Source organism: Asaia sp. SF2.1 (assembly GCF_000505765.1).
Classification (GTDB): domain Bacteria; phylum Pseudomonadota; class Alphaproteobacteria; order Acetobacterales; family Acetobacteraceae; genus Asaia; species Asaia bogorensis.
This window is the reverse complement of sequence record NZ_AYXS01000012.1, coordinates 179,180-199,801: the sequence shown is the minus strand read 5'-3', so window position 1 is coordinate 199,801 and position 20,622 is coordinate 179,180. Positions and strand designations below refer to the sequence as shown.

At 60.7% G+C, this 20,622-nt stretch carries 13 protein-coding genes; 8 read left to right on the top strand and 5 right to left on the bottom strand.

Annotation, left to right across the window (positions count from 1 at the left end):
* Together P792_RS37575 and P792_RS27270 are read left to right on the top strand one after the other, a co-directional pair.
* A partial coding sequence (locus P792_RS37575) for an alpha-2-macroglobulin family protein (RefSeq protein WP_023978495.1) occupies nt 1–2,382 on the top strand: 2,382 nt, incomplete at its 5' end.
* A complete protein-coding gene (locus tag P792_RS27270; protein WP_023978494.1) occupies nt 2,379–4,418 on the top strand; it encodes a transglycosylase domain-containing protein in 2,040 nt (679 codons plus the stop codon). The genes P792_RS37575 and P792_RS27270, both read left to right, overlap by 4 nt.
* A gap of 70 nt (nt 4,419–4,488) precedes the next feature.
* Here the strand turns inward: P792_RS27270 and P792_RS27265 are convergent, their stop codons facing one another.
* The 3 genes from P792_RS27265 to P792_RS27255 form a co-directional block, all read right to left on the bottom strand.
* On the bottom strand, nt 4,489–5,934 hold the full coding sequence (locus tag P792_RS27265; RefSeq protein WP_023978493.1) for an efflux transporter outer membrane subunit: 1,446 nt from the start codon (nt 5,932–5,934) through the stop codon (nt 4,489–4,491).
* Nucleotides 5,931–8,435 carry an HlyD family secretion protein gene (locus tag P792_RS37980; RefSeq protein ID WP_200863470.1) on the bottom strand — a complete coding sequence of 835 codons (2,505 nt, stop codon included), beginning with the start codon at nt 8,433–8,435 and terminating at the stop codon, nt 5,931–5,933. Before P792_RS37980 ends, P792_RS27265 begins: the two co-directional genes overlap by 4 nt.
* A gap of 360 nt (nt 8,436–8,795) precedes the next feature.
* Complete coding sequence (locus P792_RS27255; RefSeq protein ID WP_023978491.1) at nt 8,796–9,236, bottom strand: DUF6525 family protein; 441 nt, start codon at nt 9,234–9,236, stop codon at nt 8,796–8,798.
* A gap of 109 nt (nt 9,237–9,345) precedes the next feature.
* Here P792_RS27255 and P792_RS27250 point away from each other — a divergent pair, with 109 nt between their 5' ends.
* From P792_RS27250 to P792_RS27235, 4 genes are all read left to right on the top strand, one after another.
* Nucleotides 9,346–10,794, top strand: a complete 1,449-nt coding sequence (locus P792_RS27250) for an AMP nucleosidase (protein ID WP_235075447.1) — start codon at nt 9,346–9,348, stop codon at nt 10,792–10,794.
* 120 nt (nt 10,795–10,914) lie between these two features.
* Nucleotides 10,915–12,726, top strand: a complete 1,812-nt coding sequence (locus tag P792_RS27245) for a M3 family oligoendopeptidase (RefSeq protein ID WP_031240618.1) — start codon at nt 10,915–10,917, stop codon at nt 12,724–12,726.
* 3 nt (nt 12,727–12,729) lie between these two features.
* On the top strand, nt 12,730–14,097 hold the full coding sequence (locus tag P792_RS27240; RefSeq protein WP_023978488.1) for an AarF/ABC1/UbiB kinase family protein: 1,368 nt from the start codon (nt 12,730–12,732) through the stop codon (nt 14,095–14,097).
* Nucleotides 14,098–14,739: 642 nt separating this feature from the next.
* Nucleotides 14,740–15,567 (top strand): FkbM family methyltransferase, encoded by an 828-nt coding sequence (locus P792_RS27235; protein ID WP_023978487.1) that lies wholly within the window; start codon nt 14,740–14,742, stop codon nt 15,565–15,567.
* Between the two features lie 9 nt (nt 15,568–15,576).
* Here the strand turns inward: P792_RS27235 and P792_RS27230 are convergent, their stop codons facing one another.
* A complete protein-coding gene (locus P792_RS27230) occupies nt 15,577–17,046 on the bottom strand; it encodes a cytochrome P450 (protein ID WP_031240617.1) in 1,470 nt (489 codons plus the stop codon).
* A gap of 75 nt (nt 17,047–17,121) precedes the next feature.
* On the opposite strand from P792_RS27230, the gene P792_RS27225 reads away from it, so the two are divergent.
* Nucleotides 17,122–17,817 (top strand): TetR/AcrR family transcriptional regulator, encoded by a 696-nt coding sequence (locus P792_RS27225; protein ID WP_023978485.1) that lies wholly within the window; start codon nt 17,122–17,124, stop codon nt 17,815–17,817.
* A gap of 123 nt (nt 17,818–17,940) precedes the next feature.
* Complete coding sequence (locus P792_RS27220) at nt 17,941–18,456, top strand: 2'-5' RNA ligase family protein (RefSeq protein WP_023978483.1); 516 nt, start codon at nt 17,941–17,943, stop codon at nt 18,454–18,456.
* Between the two features lie 232 nt (nt 18,457–18,688).
* On the opposite strand, the gene P792_RS27215 is transcribed toward P792_RS27220, so the two are convergent.
* On the bottom strand, nt 18,689–20,311 hold the full coding sequence (locus P792_RS27215; RefSeq protein WP_023978482.1) for an ABC-F family ATP-binding cassette domain-containing protein: 1,623 nt from the start codon (nt 20,309–20,311) through the stop codon (nt 18,689–18,691).
* Nucleotides 20,312–20,622 lie beyond the last annotated feature (311 nt).

Genomic DNA, 20,622 nt, shown 5'->3' with positions numbered 1-20,622 from the left:
ATTCTCGCCCTGACGCAGTGGAAGCTGCCGGATGCGTTCGATCTGGTTTATGGGCGCCGCGCCTTCGCGCTCGATATACGCGACAGCTACGCGCATCTCATGACTCCGGTCGGACAGGGCGGCGAGATTCGCGAAGGTGGTGATGAGGGCGGCGATGGCGGGGGCGGGCTTTCTGTCACGTCCACCCGTATCGTCTCGCTGTTCTCGGGCATAATCACCACGGATGATGCGGGTCATGCTGCCATACCGCTGGATATTCCCGATTTTGAGGGCACGTTGCATCTGATGGTCACGGCCTGGTCGGACGACGCCCTGGGCACGGCGGAATCCGACGTGCTCGTTCGTGACCCGGTCTTTGCCGATCTTACCCTGCCGCGTTTCCTGGCGCCGGGCGACGTGACCGACAGTCTGGTCTCGATCGTCAATACCGAAGGCGAGGCTGGACGTTATACGGCAACCCTGAGCGCCACAGGGCCGATCCGCATTACGGGGCCCGGGCATTTCGAAGCCAATTTCGCAAAGGGCGCACGCCAGTCGTTTCGTGCCGGTTTGCAGGCCGGTGACTCGGGCATCGCCCACATGACGATCAGGGTGCAGGACAAGGCCGGTCGGCCTGTGCTGACACGAGGCTGGGATCTTCAGGTCAGGCCGGGCCATCTGCCCTTCACCCGCTCGGTGGTCAAGCCGCAGGCACCCGGTGAAAGCTACGAGGCTTCGGCCGATCTGCTGGCACCGTTCGAGCCCGGCAGCTCGCGGGTGACGCTGGGCTATTCCGGGGTGCACGGGATTGATACGATCGGCCTGCTTCAGACGCTCGAGGCCGGATATGGCACTGACAGCGTTTCGCTTGCAGCCTCGGCACGCGGGCTTCTGGCCTTCAAGGGACACGATGAGCTGGCACGGCTGACCGTGCCCGAAGGGGCGGATAAACGGATCAACAGTGCCATTGCCATGCTCGTCGATCGCGAGGATGCCGGTGGGCGTTTTGGCTCATGGCGCTTGAATGATGGCCGTCTGTTCCCCTGGGAGCAGCTCTACGTCGTCGATTTTCTCGTCCATGCCAAAGAGGCTGGATACGGGGTGCCTGCGCCTGCGCTCGATCGTGCGCTGGACTGGCTGGAGACTTCCCAGGCCCAGAGCCCCGGGGATGCGAGCCGTGATGAACGCAATAGCGAAGGCGCGGTCACGCCTGAGACACGCGCTTATGCGCTCTATGTTCTCGCCCGCGCGGGAAGGCTGGATATCGGTGCCCTGCGTGCGCTGGGTGACCGTACGACGGCAAGGACAAGCAATGGCGTATCGCGCATCTATTGGGGTGATACGGCAGCTAACGCGGCTTTCGCCGATGCGCTGGCGCTTGGACATCTCGCCGGTGGGCTCTCGCTGGGGAATGAGCGTGGCATGAGCAACACGCTGTTCGGGATGGCGGTCGATGCCCTTGGCCCGGTCCGCTCGGGTCGACCGGCGGCTTCCGATCCGTTCTACTGGATCTATCTGCGTGATCTGGGCGGTCTCGTGCCGCTGGCGGCAGAGAGTGGCAACAAGGGGCTTGCGCAGAAACTGATCGATCGCTTCGGCCAGCTCGACGTCTCGCTCTCGTCACTGCCTGCCGAGACCACAACAGCAATGCTCGAGGCGGCCCGCGCCATGGAACGCCCCGACCCGGCGCGCGGGATTGCCGTCAACGGCAAGGAGATGCCCCGTCCCATCGCCATGCCTGTTGCCTTCGCGCCCGAGCCATCGGCACTGCAGGGTTATCGCCTGACCAATACCGGCACGACCCCGCTCTGGCTGACCGAAACCGTGACGGGCACCCCGCGAGAGGCGCCGGACGCCGTTAATGCGGGAATGACCCTTCGTGTATCCATGCTGACCATGAGCGGCGATCCGTACGATCCCGGCCAGGGGCATCAGAATGACCGGTTCATCGTGCTGGTGCAGGGTGAGGCGCAGGACCGGAACGCGCATCACTGCCTTCTGACCGATCTGCTCCCGGCAGGCTGGGAAATCGAGAGCCTGGTGCAGGCACACGGGCATGGCATGGGTCGTGACCGGGACGGTGATGAGGGAACCGACGATGATGACGGGCGCGAGGCTTCGCAATCGGGTGGCTCCATGTTTGCCTCGTTGGGCGAACTTACCGTGCCGCATCATGTCGCGATCAGGGATGATCGTCTGACGGTTGCTTTCGATATCGCTGGCGGCTCCTATCGTCCGAGCGATGCCAATCTGCTGGGCTCGAATGCCTTTCGTCTGGCCTATATCGTGCGCGCCGTGGCGCCGGGGCAATTTCTGCGCCCTGAAACGATGGTAAAGGACCGTTTCAGCCCGTCAGTGATGGCGCGCAGTGCTTCGAGCCGGATTGTCATCGCCCCACGATGAACGAAGGGCGCGAGATACCGGCGGTTAGTCCGGCGCGCAATCCGGCGCGCTGTCTGGCCCGGTCGGGCCGGATGGTCTGCGCCCTTCTGGGTTGTGTCATCCTGACGGTGGCGCTGCTCTGGGGGGCAGACAGGCTTTTTCCGCCCGATATGTCGCGTGCCCGCGCCTTCGCCCTGTTGATGCAGGACAGGCGTGGCGAGGTAATGGACGGACGGGTGAGCCGCGATGGCGCATGGCGTTTCGCCACACCGGCCGCATCGGTCGATCCGCATTATCGCGCCATGCTGCTCGCGATCGAGGACAGGCGTTTCTGGCTGCACCCCGGAATAGATCCCCTGTCGCTGTTACGAGCGGGTTATCAGCTCACCACCCGCGGCCATATCGTCTCGGGCGGCTCGACGCTGGCCATGCAGACGGCCCGGCTGCTCAGCCCGCATCGCCACAGCTGGCGTGGCAAGATTCAGGATATGGCGCGGGCGGTTCAGCTTGAATGGCGCTACGGGCATCGGGGTGTTCTGGATCTCTATCTGACACTCGCGCCGGAAAGCCGGAACATCGAGGGCATACGCGCGGCGTCGCTTCTCTGGTTCGGGCATGAGCCCCTGCATCTGAGCGATGAGGAGGCGGCCCTTCTGATCGTGATGGCGCGTCATCCGGAAGCCCTGCGCCCGGACCGTCATCCGCAGGCGGCGCACAGGGCCGTTGCAGCCCTGCTTGCGGGCCATCCATCCCTGCGCACCGCAGGGGAGGCAACGCCCTTCGCCCTGATACCCGCCGGAATCGTTCACGAGGCTCAGGGTGCGTTGACCTGGCAGTGGCGGCAGGGGACGCGCAACGTCTATCAGGCGTCGCTCGACCGGCGTATCCAGAGCAATCTCGCGCGTATCCTGCGCCAGACACCCCCGCCGGAAGGGGGCACATGGGCTGTTCTGGTTGCGCAGCGCGACGGGGGTATCGCGGCATGGCAAGGCAATGCCGGCAATGCCTGCTCGGGCTGCGCTGCGGATATGATCACCTCATGGCGCTCACCGGGGTCGACGCTCAAGCCTGCAATCTATGCGCTCGCCTTTCAGCTGGGCTATCTGGCGCCCGATACGCTCATACAGGATCGCGCTACCCGCTTTGGCGGCTACGCGCCACGCAACTACGACCGCGTCTTTCATGGCACCACCACCATACGCAATGCCCTGCAACGGTCGTATAATCTGCCAGCCGTGAGGGCGCTCGACATGATCGGCGCGTCCTATTTTGCCGGAACGCTCGATGCCGCCGGCATAAGGCTGAAACTTCCCCCGGCGACACCGCCAAGTCTGGCCCTCGCACTGGGGGGTGTTGGCATTACGCCGCTCGATCTGGCGCGGCTCTATGCCATCTTTGCCAATCACGGCATGTCACGTCCGGTCGGACTGGACTGGCCCGTTGCACCCTCTGAAGGGATGAGGATGATCGGCGGTCATGCCGCCCATCAGATCATGTCCATCCTGCGCGGCACGCCGTTGCCTAAAGGACGCCTCGACACGCAGGACAAGCGCGTGGCGTTCAAGACAGGCACTTCATACGGGCAGCGCGATGCCTGGGCAGTTGGGGTGAGGGGGGACTGGATTGTCGTGGTCTGGGGCGGGCGGCCCGACGGTACCGCCGTGCCCGGCATTACCGGCCTCGGTACCAGCGCACCGTTGCTCATGAACGTTTTCGACATCCTGCCTCCTGAAGGTGATGAAGGCCCGGATGCCATGGCGCCCGCAGCCTCGTTGTCGCCCGCTCTGGTGAGGGCGCGTGACAATGCAGGGCCGCGTATCGTGCAGCCGGGCAACGGGGGCGTGGTGGAGTGCTTTGCTGAGGATGGTCAGGTCACCCCGCTAGGGTTGGTGGCCAGCGGGGGAACGGAGCCCTATCGCTGGCTCGTCAATGGCGTACCACTCGACACACCGGTGGGGATCACGCCGTCATGGAAGCCGGACAGCCCCGGCTTTGTGCATATTGCCCTCGTGGATGCCACCGGTGCGGGCAGTGCGGTGGATATCAGGGTCCGTTGAACGCTGTGCGGAAGAGCGGACCCTCTTTTCTCACACCGCGCGCTTTTCGGTTGTCATGGCCTATCCGGGCTCAAGACCTGTCGTCATGGGTGGGGAGGGGGCGCACATCCTTGGGCGGAGTCCAGCCGCCGCCTGCTGCCTGATAGAGCGTGGCGATTTCGGCCAGTCTCGACGCTCTGACCTGAACAGTCTGAAGCTCGGCTGACAAGGCTGCGGTTTCGGCATTGGCGACATCGAAATAATTGACATAGCCGGTCGCGAGTTCCTTGCGGGCATCCTCGAGGGTGTGGCGTCGTGCCTCAAGGCTGCGTTGCAGACTCTCTTCCTGTGCCGCCAGTCGGGTTACGCCAGTAAGGGCATCCTGCACCTCGCGAAATGCCTGGACCGCCACCTTGCGGTAGCTCCATGCGGCCTGGTTGCGCTGCGATACCGCCATGCTTTCGCGGGCGCGCAGAGCGCCGCCCTCGAAGATAGGCGCCAGCATATTACCGCCCAGAGACCAGATCGTGCCCGAGATGGGGGTTGTGCCCCCCGCCGTGCCGATGCCGGGATTGATGCTGATATCGGGCAAAAAGGCGGCACGGGCGGAGCGCAGGGAGTGATCGGCTGCGATGATCTGATCTGCTGCCGCAATAAGATCGGGCCGGTTGGCGAGCAGACGCGCCGGAACGGGGGTTACCGCTGGAGGGAGCGTGAGTGCAGCGAGCGGTTTGCCTTGCGTCAGACGCGCCATCTCGTCACTGGGCATTTCGCCCAGAAGCACGGCAAGGGCGTTCTCCTGCTGTGAAATCTGCAAGCGGGTCGACTCGATCTGGGACTGGGCGTCGCTGACCAGAGCGTTCGCCTGATCGAAAGTGCTGGTTTTTTCATAGCCGGTGGCAAGCTGGTGGCGCACGCGGACCAGTTCATTCTGCCGAACGATCAATGTGCGTTGCAGCAATTCCAGCGCCGTGCGCGAGGCCTGAAGTGACACATAGGCACGTACCGTATCGCCGATCAGCGCCAGACGGACGGCTTCCCTGTTCGCCGCGCTGGCAAAAGTCTGGATCCGGGCCGCGCGGGTCTGCTCGCGCAGCTTGCCGAACAGATCGAAATCGAATGTCAGGCCACCGCCGAGAATATACTGGCTGAAACTCGATCCGAAGAGGCGGCTATTGCCGATACCAAGAGCCTGACCGTCGATATGGGGAAGCTGGGCACTGAGGGCGAGGCGCATTTGCGCACGCGCCTGCATGACATTTTCAGCCGCCAAAGCAGGATCGGGGTTGTTGTCCAGCGCATGGGCGACAAGAGCCACCAGAACAGGGTCGCCGAACTGTCCCCACCATTGCGGGTCGAGCTTCGTGTGCATCGCTGCCTGGTCACCCTGCCGCCATTGTGCCGGTGCCACCACGGCAGAGCCTTTAGGCAGGTTGAAATCCCCCTCCTGACATCCTGTCGCACCGAGCGATAAAAGGCACAGCCCGATCAGGATTTTGGCGGGATAGTATCGCCGCGAGCCATAACCAGTTTTCATGGCGTCTGGGTTCCCGCTGTGCCGTTGTCAGCCGTGGGCCGGGCGCTATCCGAAGACGACTGAGGCGGCGTGGCGACGTAGGATTCGACCGACATGCCCGGAGCGAGGCGATCGGCGTTGGGTTGGTTCGGGTCAACGGCTATATAGATGCCGATACGCTGGGGAATTTTCACGAAATTGCCCGTCGCATTATCCGGTTTGACAACTGCAAATTCTGAGCCCGTTGCGGGTGCGATACGGAAAACCCGTCCTGTGAATTTCTGCCCGTTCAGGCCGTCCACGGTGAAAGAGGCCGCCTGACCGATGCGGATATTGCCAGTCTGGGCTTCCTTGTACTCGGCAACCACCCAGCGCTCACGGGGGACCAGAGAGAAGAGCGCGGTGCCCGCGCCCACATAGGCGCCAATATGCGTGCCGCCCGTGCGGCCAATCACACCGTCACTGGCCGCGCGTATATGGGTACGCCCGAGGTCGATGCGCGCCGAGTCAAGGGTTGCAGCCGCCTGACGAACCTGCGCGCTGAGAACTTCTTCCTGCACATCCGCCGCTTTCACATCGGCCTGTGCGGCACGGATATCGGCCTGAGCCTGACGCAATGCCGCCTGGTCGGAACGCAGGGCATCGAGGCCGGAATCATATTCCACACGCGACACGCTCTGATCGCCCACGAGGGCCGCCTGTCGCCGATGATCCGCCGTGCTGCGGGTCAGGTGGGCCTGTGCCGTCATCAGGGCCGCCTGACGCTGGTCGAGCCGCGCACGGGCCGAGGCCTGGTTCTGTCTGTTGTTGTCTAGCGCCGCCTGCCTGCTTGCAAGATCGGCTTCGGATTGTGCCACGCGGGCGCGATAGGTGCTTTCGTCAATCTGCACCAGAAGCTGTCCCTTATGCACCGGGGCGAAGTCGGTCACGAAAACCCCCTCGATATAACCCGGCACTTCAGGCGCCACGATGGTGACATGGCCCTGCACATAGGCATCATCCGTGCTCACACCCTCGGTCCCGAAAGGGGCTAGGCCGAAGGTTGCCAGCACACAACCGATGGCGATGAAAGCCAGCAAGGCCACCACGCTCAATATGGTGATGCTGCGTCGGGGGGGATGCCAGACCGCGCCTGATGGGGGCGCTGCGGGCACCCCTCCCGATGCTGTCTTGCCGGGAGGCGGTGCATTCTGGTCGGGGGGGAGAGGATGTGTGTCGGTCATGAGAGGCGCTTGTTCGTGAATTGCATGAGATGCCGCCCGATGAGGAAGAGGCCGATCAGAATGGCGGCGCAAAGCGCCAGGACGGCCACGAAACCGAACAGGTTCAGATACCCCATGATGGCGGATTGATCCGAAAGGGTGCTGGAAACACCACTTAGGCCTCGACCCGCCGTGGCGAGGGAGAGACTGGCTGTGTCGTCGAGGCGTGAACTGAACCCGGTCAGGGCATAGCGTTCGTAATAATACTGGATACTGCCCAGCAGGGCCGCCCCTGTGACGCTGCCGATACTCTGCGTGATGGCAAAGACATAGATGGTGGAGATGAAATGGCTCGTATCCGATTTGAGCACCAGAATGACACCATAGAGCAGGGCCGGCCCGACGAAGAGCGTGGTGCCGAAGCCCAGCCACCATGCCCAGAATCACCAGCAGATAAAGCGTGTGATACTGGTCATTGAGCAGCCCCGCATGACCGAGCAATCCGATAGCACCGGTGTTCTGCTCTGACAGCAGGAGCCGTTCCATGATGGCGACAAGCGCAAAACGGAAAATCGTGCCGGTACTCAGCCAGTCGATCTGGAGCAGCGGACGCGTGCGGCAGAGCTCAACAGCCAGAGCCGCAGCGCCAAAACCGATTGTGCCGACAAGCAGCCACCCGATCCAGGGGGTGTCTGTCCACCACATGGTGCGCCCGAAAGTCAGGAACGAGGCCAGGCAGATCGACATGCCGCACAGGAGCAGGGCTGATATGCCGTCCATTTTCTCGAAAACGCGGCCCATATTGGTTTTCGGCAGGGGTAGCAGCAGAACAAGGGCAAGTTGCAGGGCAGCGAAGGCTGTGCCGAGGCACGCAAAGCCATAATTGCCCGAGCGGGTTAGTGCTTCGACGGGGATAAGGGCCGCCAGCGGGATGGCAATCTGGAGGGAGGTGATGGCAATGGCGATGGCCATGACACGATGCGATTTGGGGAGCGTCTGGATCAGGTAATAAACGCCCCCCGCAACGCTGGTCGACACCATGAGCCCGTTGCTGGCACGGTTGATGATCAGGGTCGCGAAACACGGGGCGGCGATCAGCAGCAGCCCGGTCGCCACATTCACCCCGAGCAGGGTGATGAGAAAGAACATGATGCCGAATTGCTGGCGCCCCTTGATGACAACCAGATTGGCAAAGGCTGCCGCCCCAACAAACGCGGCGATCAGCCATTCCGCCTCGGCTGTGGTCAGCCCGGCTTCACCGGCTGCGCTCCCGAGATTGCCCGAAAGGAGGGCGTTCTGGGTTGAGGCAATGATGGGCATGAAAATGCCCATGCAGGCATAGAGAACCCGACGCCACATAGGGTGATGGGCGATATAGGGAGCGCCCAGAAGAGGAGGGCGCTCCAGTCCGGCGGTCGATTGGGCGTCGCTCAGAAGATCACACCTTCTGCAGCCAATGTCCTCATGCAGTCATACGGAAGAAGCCGCCTGTCTGGATACAGAATCGCCGCAGGGAGTTCGGACTGTCCAAGTAAATACAACATCGATCTGTGCATGACAGGTCGATTATATGGCAGACTATTTATGAGTGGGTGCGTGACAATGGTGTGATGCGCGTTAATTAAACGCAACCGTCATAGTATTATGGTGGCGTATCTCTGTTCTGAGGGCGTTTCGAGCTCAAGACCCTATCTTCTGGCGCGAGGCTTCATAGCGTAACGGTGTGGCACCCGCCGCCTGATGGGCCAGGGCGCCGTGGCGCTCGATAAAGGCTTGCTGCTCGAGCCTCTCGCAGTAATCGAGATAGCGGATCATGGCCCGTTCAGCCCTTTCAGTCGCGCCATGCACTTTCTTGTAGTGGCGCCACAGTGCCAGAGCGTTGACAGACCAGGCATCATAGACATGCTCGGTCAGTCGAAGGCGAATGGCGCGGGGCAGGGCATCGAAAGCCTCCCATGAATCGCCTTCCAGCCTGCGCCAGATCGTTTTGCGGCAGGTGCCGTCATTATCTGCGGATGCCTTGCGTCTGGACGCCCTTTTTCCGGCAGCCCCGGGGGTGAGTCGGCTTTGCACGTTCGCAGAACGGATAGCGGCAGGCGAGGCGGAATCGTGATGGCTCATATCGTTATGTTATAACGTACCGATATCTGCGTCTATCGTCGTTCTGCAGTTCGGGCTAGCCTGATCGCAACCCTCTCAAAAGCGGGCTGAAAAACGGGAAGGATGCAGGATGAGCGTATCGGATCAGGATGGCATGTTCGACCAGGTCGGTTCAGGCTTCATGCCGTTTCATGATGCCGAGGCAGCGCTTGACCGGATCGAGGCGCTTTATGACGAGGGTGCATCCCGGCTGCGCAAGGCCTTCGAGGCGCGTGAGCCCTCGGAGTTTTATTATCCCTATCTCGCTTTTTCTCTCGCGCGCGGATCGATCCCCCATGATGTGAAGCCGCGTTTTGGCGTTCTGCTTGAGCCCGGTTTCTATGGCACCACCCTGACGCGGCCTGCGCTGTTTCGCAGCTACTGGCGTGCCCAGATCGAGAATTTGCTCGAATGTTATCGTCAGCCTGTGCATGTCGGGCTCTCGCGTCGCCCCATGCCGCTGCCCTACGTCATGGAAGAGGCTGTGACTGGCCTCACCGAGAGTGATTTGAAGATCCTGCAGGATAATTACGCCTTGCCGGATCTGCATGCGACAGATGACCGCATTGCCAATTGCGAAATCATACCGGACCCCGACGCGCCGAGGGCTCTCGCACTTTTCACCGCAGAGCGGACAGATTATTCGCTTGCGCGGCTGCATCACTATACCGGCACGGCGCCCCGTCATTTCCAGCGCTTCATTCTGCTGACCAACTATCAGCGTTATGTTGACGGCTTTCGCGATTATGCCCGTGCACAGGTCGACGCCGGCGGCGAATACAGCGCCTTCGTCGAGCCGGGCGATGCGATCTACAGCAAGACCGGTATGTCGGGGCAGCCTTCAGCCTCTTTGCCGCAGATGCCCGCCTATCATCTCTGCCGCCCGGATGGTGATGGCATCACGCTCATCAATATCGGTGTTGGCCCTTCCAACGCCAAGACGATCACCGATCATCTGGCTGTTCTGCGCCCTCACTGCTGGCTTATGGTAGGCCACTGCGCCGGGCTGCGTCGCACCCAGCTGCTGGGCGATTACGTGCTGGCGCATGGCTATGTGCGCGACGACCATGTGCTTGACGACGACCTGCCGACATGGGTGCCCGTCCCCCCGATTGCAGAGGTGCAGGTGGCGCTGCAGGAGGCGATGGAGCGCGTGACCGGGCTGGACGAGCGCGAGATCAAGACCAGGCTGCGCACAGGCACGGTCATGACGACCGATAACCGCAACTGGGAGCTCCGTTTGCGGGCGCTCTTCACCCAGATCAATATGAGCCGATCCATCGCCGTGGATATGGAATCCGCCACCATTGCGGCCAACGGATTCCGGTTTCGCGTTCCCTATGGCACGCTGCTTTGTGTGTCTGACAAGCCATTGCATGGCGAGCTGAAGCTGCGCGGAATGGCGAATGCGTTCTATCGCGAGCGGGTCAGCCAGCACCTCATGGTGGGGATCGAGACCATGCGCCTGCTGCGTGAGCGGGGGGTGGATAGTCTTCATTCGCGCAAGCTGCGCGGCTTTGACGAGCCGGCTTTCCGCTAGGGCATCATTTCCCCGACGCGACACGCACTCTTCCACGGCAGGGGCGATACCCCTCTTTCTGTCCCATCTGGTCGTCACCAGATGGGATGGGACAGACAAAGATAACAAGGACCCGACGACATGGCCCAAGCCGACAGCCCTACCTTGCCCCGCTGGGATCTCTCGGATCTGTATGCCGGCCTCGATGACCCTTCCATCGAGCACGATCTCGCCTGGTGCGATAAACAGGCAAAGGCTTTCGCCGAACGCTGGAAAGGCAGGCTGGCTGAAGCGAGTGCCAGCGATCTGGCCTCTGCCATCATAGCGTATGAGCGGATCGACCAGCGCATGGGCCGCTTGGGTGCCTTCGCGCAACTTGGCTTTGCGGCGCGAACGACCGACCCGGCCACAGGGCGCTTCTCACAGGGCATGACAGAGCGTCTGACGGCAATCTCATCGCATCTGCTGTTCTTCACGCTTGAGCTCAACCGACTGGATGATGCCCATCTGGAAAAGCTGCTGGAGGATGCCGAGCTTGCCCGCTGGGCGCCCTTCCTGCGTGATCTGCGTGTATGGCGGCCCTATCAGCTTTCTGATGAGGTGGAACAGGTACTGGTTGAGAAGTCGGTGACGGGCAGGGCTTCGTGGAACCGGCTTTTTGACGAGACCATGGCCTCCCTGACGGTCACGCTCGATGGCGAGGAGCGCCCTCTGGGTGACGCGCTCAACCAGTTATCGAGCCCCGATCGGGAGAAACGTCGTATCGCAGCCGGTGAGGTGAGCCGCGCTCTGGGGGCTAATCAGCGCCTTCTCGTGCTGATCACCAATACTCTCGCCAAGGACAAGTCCATCGAGGATGGCCTCAGGGGCTTCCCGCGCCCCTCATCGAGCCGCAACCGGGCAAACATGGTTGAGGATGGAGTGGTCGATGCGCTCGTCTCGGCAGTCGACGCCGATTATGCCCGGCTGGCACATCGCTATTACAGTCTCAAGGCAGGATGGCTTGGCCTCGACAAGCTGCAGCATTGGGACCGCAACGCCCCGCTCCCCGATGACGAAGACAGGCTGATCCCGTGGGAAGATGCCAAGACCATCGTGCGCGATGCCTATGAGCGTTTCGACCCGCGCCTTGGTGCGCTCGTGGGGCGCTTCATGGAGAATGACTGGATCGACGTGCCGCCAGTGCCGGGCAAGTCATCCGGCGCCTTCGCCCATCCGGTCACACCGGACACCCATCCTTACGTGCTGCTCAACTATCACGGTCGCACGCGCGATGTCATGACGCTGGCGCATGAACTGGGACATGGCGCGCATCAGCTTCTCGCGGCAAAGCAGGGTTATCTGCAATCCTCGACCCCGCTCACCCTTGCCGAGACAGCCTCGGTGTTCGGCGAGATGCTGACATTTCGTGCTCTGCTGGACGCGGAAGACGACCCCGCGCGCAGGCGCCGCATGCTGGCCGGCAAGGTCGAGGACATGCTCAATACGGTTGTGCGCCAGATTGCCTTCTACCAGTTTGAGGTGAAGGTGCATGATGAGCGCCGTAACGGCGAGCTGTCTCCAGAGCGTCTGGGCGAAATCTGGCGCGAGGTGCAGACGCGCAGTCTTGGTCCGATTTTCGAGTTCACTCCCGATTATGACACCTACTGGTCTTACGTCCCGCATTTCGTGCACTCACCGTTTTATGTTTACGCCTATGCGTTCGGGGATTGCCTGGTGAATGCGCTCTATGGCGTTTATCAAAGCGAACAGGACAAGCAGGGTGGAACAGCCGCGTTTCAGGATCGTTATGTGGCGATGCTGGAAGCCGGGGGCACAAAGCGCCATGCCGATCTGCTGGCGCCTTTCGGTCTGGATGCGACCGACCCGGGGTTCTGGCGCAAGGGCCTGGATGTGATCTCCGGCTTCATTGACGAGCTTGAGGCTCGGGAAAAACAGGACAAGAGCGCTTAACCGATGAGCACACCCAAGGATCTGGATCAGACTGGCCTGTTTGGCGAAATCAAGCGCATGGCGCGTGCCTCGGGCACGGTCGGGGGTATCGCGACGCGCGTGATTGGCAACAAGCTTGGTTTTAAATCCAATCAGGCCATTCATGCCAATGACCTGCGTGCGGCTCTGGGAGGGCTCAAGGGGCCGCTCATGAAGGGCGCGCAGATACTCTCCACCATCCCCGGTGCCCTGCCCGAGGAATATGCCAACCAGCTGGCAGAACTGCAGGCCAATGCCCCGCCGATGGCCTGGAGTTTTGTGCGCCGCCGTATGGTGACTGAACTCGGTGTGAACTGGGAGCGGCAGTTTCGCTCATTCTCCCATCAGGCCATGGCGGCGGCCAGTCTGGGGCAGGTGCATCGTGCGGTAACGGCAGAAGGGCAGGATGTCGCCTGCAAGTTGCAGTACCCCGATATGAACGCTGCCGTGGAGTCCGATCTGCGTCAGTTCAGGGTGGTGGTCGGGCTCGTGCAGCAGTTCCTGCCAGCCATCAAACAGGATGAAGTTGTGCGCGAACTGGAAGAGCGCCTGCGTGAGGAGCTCGATTACGAGCGTGAAGCCTCGCATATGCGGCTCTATCGCGACATGCTGCAGCATATTCCGGAGGTCACGGTACCACTGCCTGTCGAAGCGCTTTCCACCCGTCGCTTGCTGACGATGGAGTGGGTCTCGGGCAGGGGTATCCAGAAGATCCTGGATACGAACCCGACCCAGGAAGAGCGTAATGCCATTGCGACCGCGCTGTTCAAGGCGTGGTACACACCGGTCTATCGCTACGGAATTATTCATGGCGACCCGCATATGGGCAATTTCACCATTCGCCCCGATTGGGGGCTTAACCTGCTCGATTTCGGTGCGATACGGATTTTCCCACCGCATTTCATCAAGGGTATCATCGACCTCTTCAATGCGCTGCGTGACAACGATGAGGACATGGCCTTTGCAGCCTATGAGGCCTGGGGCTTCAAGGGGCTGTCGCGTGAGACAGCTTCGGTGCTGAATGAGTGGGCGCGTTTCATCTATGGCCCGCTGATGGATGACCGCGAACGTTTCATTCAGGAAAATGACGACCCCAATTTCGGGCGTGATATTGCCGAACGCGTTTATGAGGGGCTCAAGCGCACGGGCGGCGTGCGTCCGTCACGTGAGTTCGTGCTGGTCGATCGCTCTGCCATCGGTCTGGGGAGCGTTTTCCTTCGCCTGCGCGCCGAGTTGAACTGGCACAAGCTTTTCCAGGAACTGATTGCGGATTTCGACGAGGTCGCTCTTGCGGAGCGACAGCAGGTGGCACTCGCCGCCGCTCGCGTGCCGCCGCCGCTCAACGGTCTATAAGTCCTCCCCGGCTGGCTTCTGATCAAGACGACATGCCAGCCGGATGTAGGAACGGTGTCTTTCGCGCATTGTTGTGTTCCGCCTTCTCGCTGAGGGAAGGGAGGGCGAAGCCTCTTTATCGCAGGGCATAGTGGTGAGGGGTCTGTGACGTTGTTCCTACCCCTCTGCTGCCACATGCGACGGCACTACGTGGGATGCGGTGAAGCCTTCGTGGTGACTGGTGTCTCGGCGAACAGCGTTCCTGCATTTACAGGAAAATATACCTTTCGCGAGGTTAAATAATGAATAACGCAATATAGATTATTCATTGCTATTATATCGTATTGCCTCAGTGGGGATCATTGATGCGCCGTCTAGGGGAGGCATAGTATGATCATCTCACGTGGACTATAATGAATTTTGAAAAATACCATCCGTATCTCAGACGGTCTTGGTCTCTTATTCCATGAATTTTGATATATACATGCATTCATTTGACATCTATGCAATGTAAATTCATAGAATATCTCGCTTATGTGAAGGTATTAACGTCTCCATAATCCAAATCGGAGTAGTCGCGATGCGGCAGCTCGGTTATTTAACGGGGATATTGACGAGCACGTGCCCATTGCTTCGGGCAAAGCAGAATAAGAGTGTCGTAAAATGGTTCAGCCCCTACTGCCTTATGAACTGACCCAGGGTCGCTATGGGCCGATGCTGGCCAATAAATGCGATTTCTTCATCGGGCATGCCTTAATTCGTTACGGCGAATATGGCGAAGGCGAGATGGAGCTTCTGCGGCAGTTCATCAGGGGGCCGGGTACCATCGTCGAGATCGGCGGTAATAACGGCAGCATGACGGTGGCTCTCGCCCAGGCTGCCGCAAGGGTCGGGGCTGATGTCGTTGTTTTCGAGCCTCAGCCTTTCCTGTTCCAGAATCTCTGCGCCAATCTGGCTCTGAACGCGCTTGATAATGTTGTCGCCTGGCCTTTTGCCTGCGGTGCGGAGCGCGGTGTGCTCGGGTTTGAACGCCCCGATTACCGGCAGCTTGGCAATTTCGGTCGTGTTTCCATGAGCCACGACACCAAGGCCGAGCAGGTGAAGGTTCCGTGTGTGCGGGCCGATGACATGCTGACGGACAAGCACCCGTTGCTCTTCAAGATCGATGTCGAGGGTTTCGAGCTTGAGGCATTGCAGGGCGCCTCGGAAACCATAGCCCGGTGCCGACCGGTCATTTTCGTTGAAAATGACCGACCAGATCGCTCAGTAGAGTTGATAAAGCATCTTTGGGCGAAGGATTATATTCTATATTGGCATGTAACGGCGCTTTATAATAAAAACAATTACCGTAATGACCCGGAAAATATCTACGATAACACAGTGTCCTGCAATATGCTGTGTGCGCCCAAAGAGCTCAATCTCAACGTGCAAGGCATGATCGAGGTCGTGGATTTGAACTTCCATCCTTTCGCTCACGAACAGACTTCATAACCCGAGCGCTTACGGTTGGACCTGAGGCTTTACGCCTTGGGCTACCGACGCTCCCTGATTACGTGCCGTTACCGCCATCAGCAGGGGCTTTGCCGGCCGTATGGTGATTTCCATCCGGCCGGGCGGGGCCTCGCGCAGCATCGGGGTAAGGGTGACATGGCGCAAGATGAGCGCCATCACCACAAGGGCCTCGGTTTCGGCAAAGCTTGCCCCGATACAGATGCGTGGACCAGCACCGAAAGGCAGATAGGCAAAGCGATCGATCTGTTTTTCCTTGCCATCGTCCTGACTCATGAACCGCGACGGGTCGAAAATCTCAGGTGCCGACCATAGACTCCTGTGCCGGTGCAGCGCGCAGATCGGCACGATCAGCCGCGTGCCGCGATGGAGTTGCACCCCCTCCAGCGCGAAAGGCTCGCTCACCTCACGGACGATCATCGGCGCCGGTGGCGTCAGACGCATGGATTCACGCAGTACGGCGCGTGTGAGGGTGAGCTTCTGGACCTGCTCCATAGCAAGCGCATCGCCCCCAGTGCCATTCACATCATCAGTTCCCAGCACGGCATCAATTTCCACCTGCACGCTGCGTGCGATCTCGGGGTGACGACCGAGACGGTCGAATGTCCAGGCAAGCGCCAGCGCCGTGGTCTCATGACCTGCCGTCAGGAACGTCAGCAGGTTATCGATGATTTCCTCATCGCTCATCATCCGGCCAGTCTCGGGGTCACGCGCTGCAAGGAGCCGCGCAAGCAGATCATCGGGCAGGGGTGACGGCCCACTTTCCTGCGTCGAGAATTCGGACGGCGTACCATGCGTCATCGCCGCGCGGCGGCGTGAGATCTGGGTCATCGCCTCACGACGCAAGGCACGGGCGGCGGCAAGGCCGCGTGCCTTGCCCGGATGGGGCATCCATTCGGGGGTGCCAAGCAGGTCGCCCAGCAGGCTCCATCGCGTCTGATGAAGGAATACCGCCAGACCGTCGGCCATGGCGTCGGCATCGACGGCTTCGGGGTCAGACAGCATCGTCTCAATAATGATGCGTCCCGTAAGCCGCATCATGATCTGCTCGATAGCAACCTCGCCGCCCTGTCTGGCCAGATCGTGCACGCAGGCAAGAGTAGCCCGCGTCATGGCAGGCAGGAAGGCAGCTGTGGCATTGGCTCTGAAAACCGGGGCAAGAGCCTGACGCTGCCAGCGCCAATGGCTGCCCTCGGCCGTCAGCAAGCCCTGCCCGAGCCCGGGCCCGATGGCACGGCGTAGCCCTTCGCCCTTGTCGAGTGCATGGCTGCGGGTCACGAGCGCTTCTCGTATCAGGTCTGGCGCACAGACATAGACGATATGCTGTCGCATCAGGCGACGCTCGACGAGGCGCTCGTGATAGACCGCCTCGGGCAGGGCCTCTACCGGGTTTTTCATCGTGGCGTGCAGCGCCTTGATCTGGCTCGGCAGGGATCGGACGGGGTTGAGCAGGGATGACATTGCGGATGGACTCCGTTATCTAAGGCTAACACCTTAAACCATATAAGGTGATCACCTTAGAAAGCGAGCGTAGATATGGCGCGGGGTCCTTCCACACGATCACGAATCCTTGAGGAGGCGCGCGTCGTTGCCAATGAAGTCGGGTTTGATCGCCTTACCACGCGTGAGCTTGCCGAGCGCTGCGGCATCAATGAGGGAAACCTCTATTATTACTTCAAGACGAAGGCCCAAATCGTGCAGGCTCTGTTTGCCCTGTTTGAGACGGATGCGCGGGAGATCTTCTCCTCCGGGCCATTCATCCATCGGCAATTCAATCGCGCCGAACTCGTTGCCGCCATCGAGCAGGCCATCAGCCTGTTGCGCGAATGGTGTGTGCTTAGCTGGCATTATCGGGCGCTGATGCGCGACGGTAACGCGGTATTCCGCCTTGCGCCGGAGATTCAGGACGCCGCCATGAGCCTGAATCGCGATCTGTCGGCACGGGTCACAGGTCTTGTCCTGGAACTCAGGCGGCTTCGGGCACTGTCGATTGAGGATGACGCCATCCCGCCGCTCGTCGCCAATATCTTCATCGTATCAAGCTACTGGCTTGGCTATGTCATCCACCAGACAGGCATTAGCGATCCAGATGACAGCCATCTCTCATGGGGTTTCAGCCAGATCATGGCGCTCGTCTTTCCCTATCGCACCTGGCTTGCGCGCCTGATCATGACAAGGCACCCGGATATGATCGCTTTCAACGGGCGAAACAGTGATGGAGGCCAGGATTAGACTGCCTCGAGGAGGGCTGGCGGGCGGTCTGCCAGCATGTGGCCTGTCTTGGGGGGCAACCCCGCCACGCTCTTCGCGTCTTGACGGGTTGAAACCGTCAAGCATGTAAGGAGAGCAGGCCACATGGATCAGGGAAATGACGCACCGCTTATCCTGACGCTGGAATTCGACCCGGCTACGCAGGATTGGGCGCAGAACATGCGCAGCACGCATTTCCCAGCAGCCCGTAATATCGTCCCTGCTCATGTGACCCTTTTTCACGCCCTGCCATCATCGTGTCGCGGCCTCATCGGCGCGAATCTGGCGACGTTGGGTGAGGCACCAGAGATCACGATCGGTGCACCCTACCTTCTGGGGCGCGGTGTGGCCTATGCAATGAAATCGCCGGAGCTCGCCCGGCTGCGTGAGGATCTCGTCTCGATAGTCGGGAAAGAGAGCCTGACCCGTCAGGATGCCGCGTCATGGCGGCCCCATCTGACAGTTCAGAACAAGGTGTCCCCGGAACAGGCCCGTGCGCTTCTTGCAGACCTACAGACGGCCCCCCATCCGGTTAGGTGCCACGCGGTGACTCTTCGTCTCTGGCGCTATGAAGGCGGCCCCTGGACGTTGCTCGAGCGGTTCGCGTTCATCACCGCCTGAGCGGGGGACAGAAAAGACGCTGCGACCCTATCGGGGCGCAGCCGCCGCCTCGTGAGGGAGCAATTCCGAAGGGCGACAGGCTGTTATCGCTTAGGGCTGGATGTGGCACCGGGTCTGGTGCGCCGTCTTGCATAAAAACCGGGTGATCCTTCCCGAGGCGTTGGGCTATCGGGAAAACAGGATCACGCCATCTGCCGGGTGCTTGATGTCGCACCCGGCAGATGGAAACGGATCAGACGTGAAGGCCTGGAGCTTCCTGACCCGTGGCTGCGACATATTCATGATAGCCACCGTCATAGCGGTGCAGCCCTTCCGGCGTGACTTCGAGCACACGATTGGAAAGTGCCCCCAGAAAATGCCGGTCATGCGAGACGAACAGCATGGTGCCCTCGTAATTGGACAACGCGCGGATCAGCATTTCCTTGGTGTCGATATCCAGATGGTTGGTGGGCTCGTCCAGCACGAGGAAGTTCGGCGGATCGAACAGCATCAGCGCCATGACGAGACGGGCTTTCTCGCCGCCCGAAAGGACGCTGACATATTTCTCCACATCATCCCCTGAAAAGCCGAATCCGCCTGCCAGAGCACGCAGCGAGCCTTGGGCGGCAAGCGGGAAAGCGTGCTCCAGTGTCTCGAAAATGGTGCGGCTGCCATCGAGCAGATCCATGGCATGCTGGGCAAAATAGCCCATTTTCACACTGGCCCCAATGCTCACACTGCCTGAATCAGGCTCGCTGGCTCCTGCAATCAGTTTGAGGAGCGTGGATTTGCCAGCACCGTTCACGCCGAGGATACAGCAGCGCTCCTGACGGCGTATCAACAGGTCGAGATCCTGATAGATCACGCGTGAGCCATAGGCCTTGCCAACCTGCTTGAGCGTGGCAACAGCATCGCCAGAGCGCGGTGCAGGGGCAAAGTCGAAAGACAGGGTCTGGCGGCGGCGCGGCGGCTCCACACGATCGATCTTGTCGAGCTTCTTGACCCGGCTCTGCACCTGGGCGGCATGGGAGGCGCGTGCCTTGAATCGTTCGATGAAGGCGATTTCCTTCGCCAGCATCGCCTGCTGACGGTCGAACTGCGCCTGCTGCTGCTTTTCATTCAGCGCACGCTGCTGCTCGTAAAATTCGTAATCACCCGTATAGGAGGTCAGCGTCCCACCGTCGATTTCGAGGATCTTGTTGACAACACGGTTCATGAAGGCGCGGTCATGCGACGTCATGAGAAGCGCACCCTCGTAGTTTTTCAGGAACTGTTCGAGCCAGATCAGGCTTTCCAGATCAAGATGGTTGCTCGGCTCATCAAGCAGCATCACGTCAGGCTGCATGAGCAGGATGCGGGCCAGCGCGACGCGCATTTTCCACCCACCCGACAGAAGCCCCACATCGCCGGACATCATTTCCTGCGAGAAACCGAGGCCGTGCAGCACCTCGCGGGCGCGGCTGTCCAGCCCGTAACCGCCGAGTTCCTCGAAGCGCGCCTGCACATCGCCAAAGCGTTCGAGAATGGCGTCCATCTCATCCATTCTTTCGGGATCGCACATGGCGGCCTCGAGCTCTGCCAGCTCCGAAGCAATCTTTGCGACTTCGCCTGCGCCGTCCATCACCTCGGCCACGACCGAGCGGCCATCCATTTCGCCCACGTCCTGGCTGAAAAACCCGATGGTGATGCCGCGGTCCTGGAACACCTGACCTTCATCGGGAGATTCCTGCTTTGTGATCAGCCTGAACAGCGTGGTCTTGCCGGCGCCATTAGGCCCGACCAGACCGATTTTCTCGCCCTTCTGGAGGGCAGCGCTCGTCTCGATGAAAATGACGCGCTGGCCGTTCTGCTTGCTGATCGAATCGAGACGGATCATGGAACCTCTGGGTCACGGGGGAAGGTGGCGTTGATACGGGCTCGACCCGTAATGTGCAATTACGATCACGCTGCGGATATTTGACGCAGGCGTCAGATCGCGCTTCCCTTGCTGTAACGTGCCCCTGCAACCTGGCACCATCATGGGAAACAAGAATGAAAAAAGGCAATCGCCTCCCTGAGCGGCTTTATGGGCTGGCCATGTGGGCCGTTTCAGCTGCGTTTGCGGTGTTTCTGATCGGGCTTGGCGGTCTGGTTATCGATGATCTGCCGCGCCGCGCAGGGGATGTCGCCTATAAACCCGTCTATCCT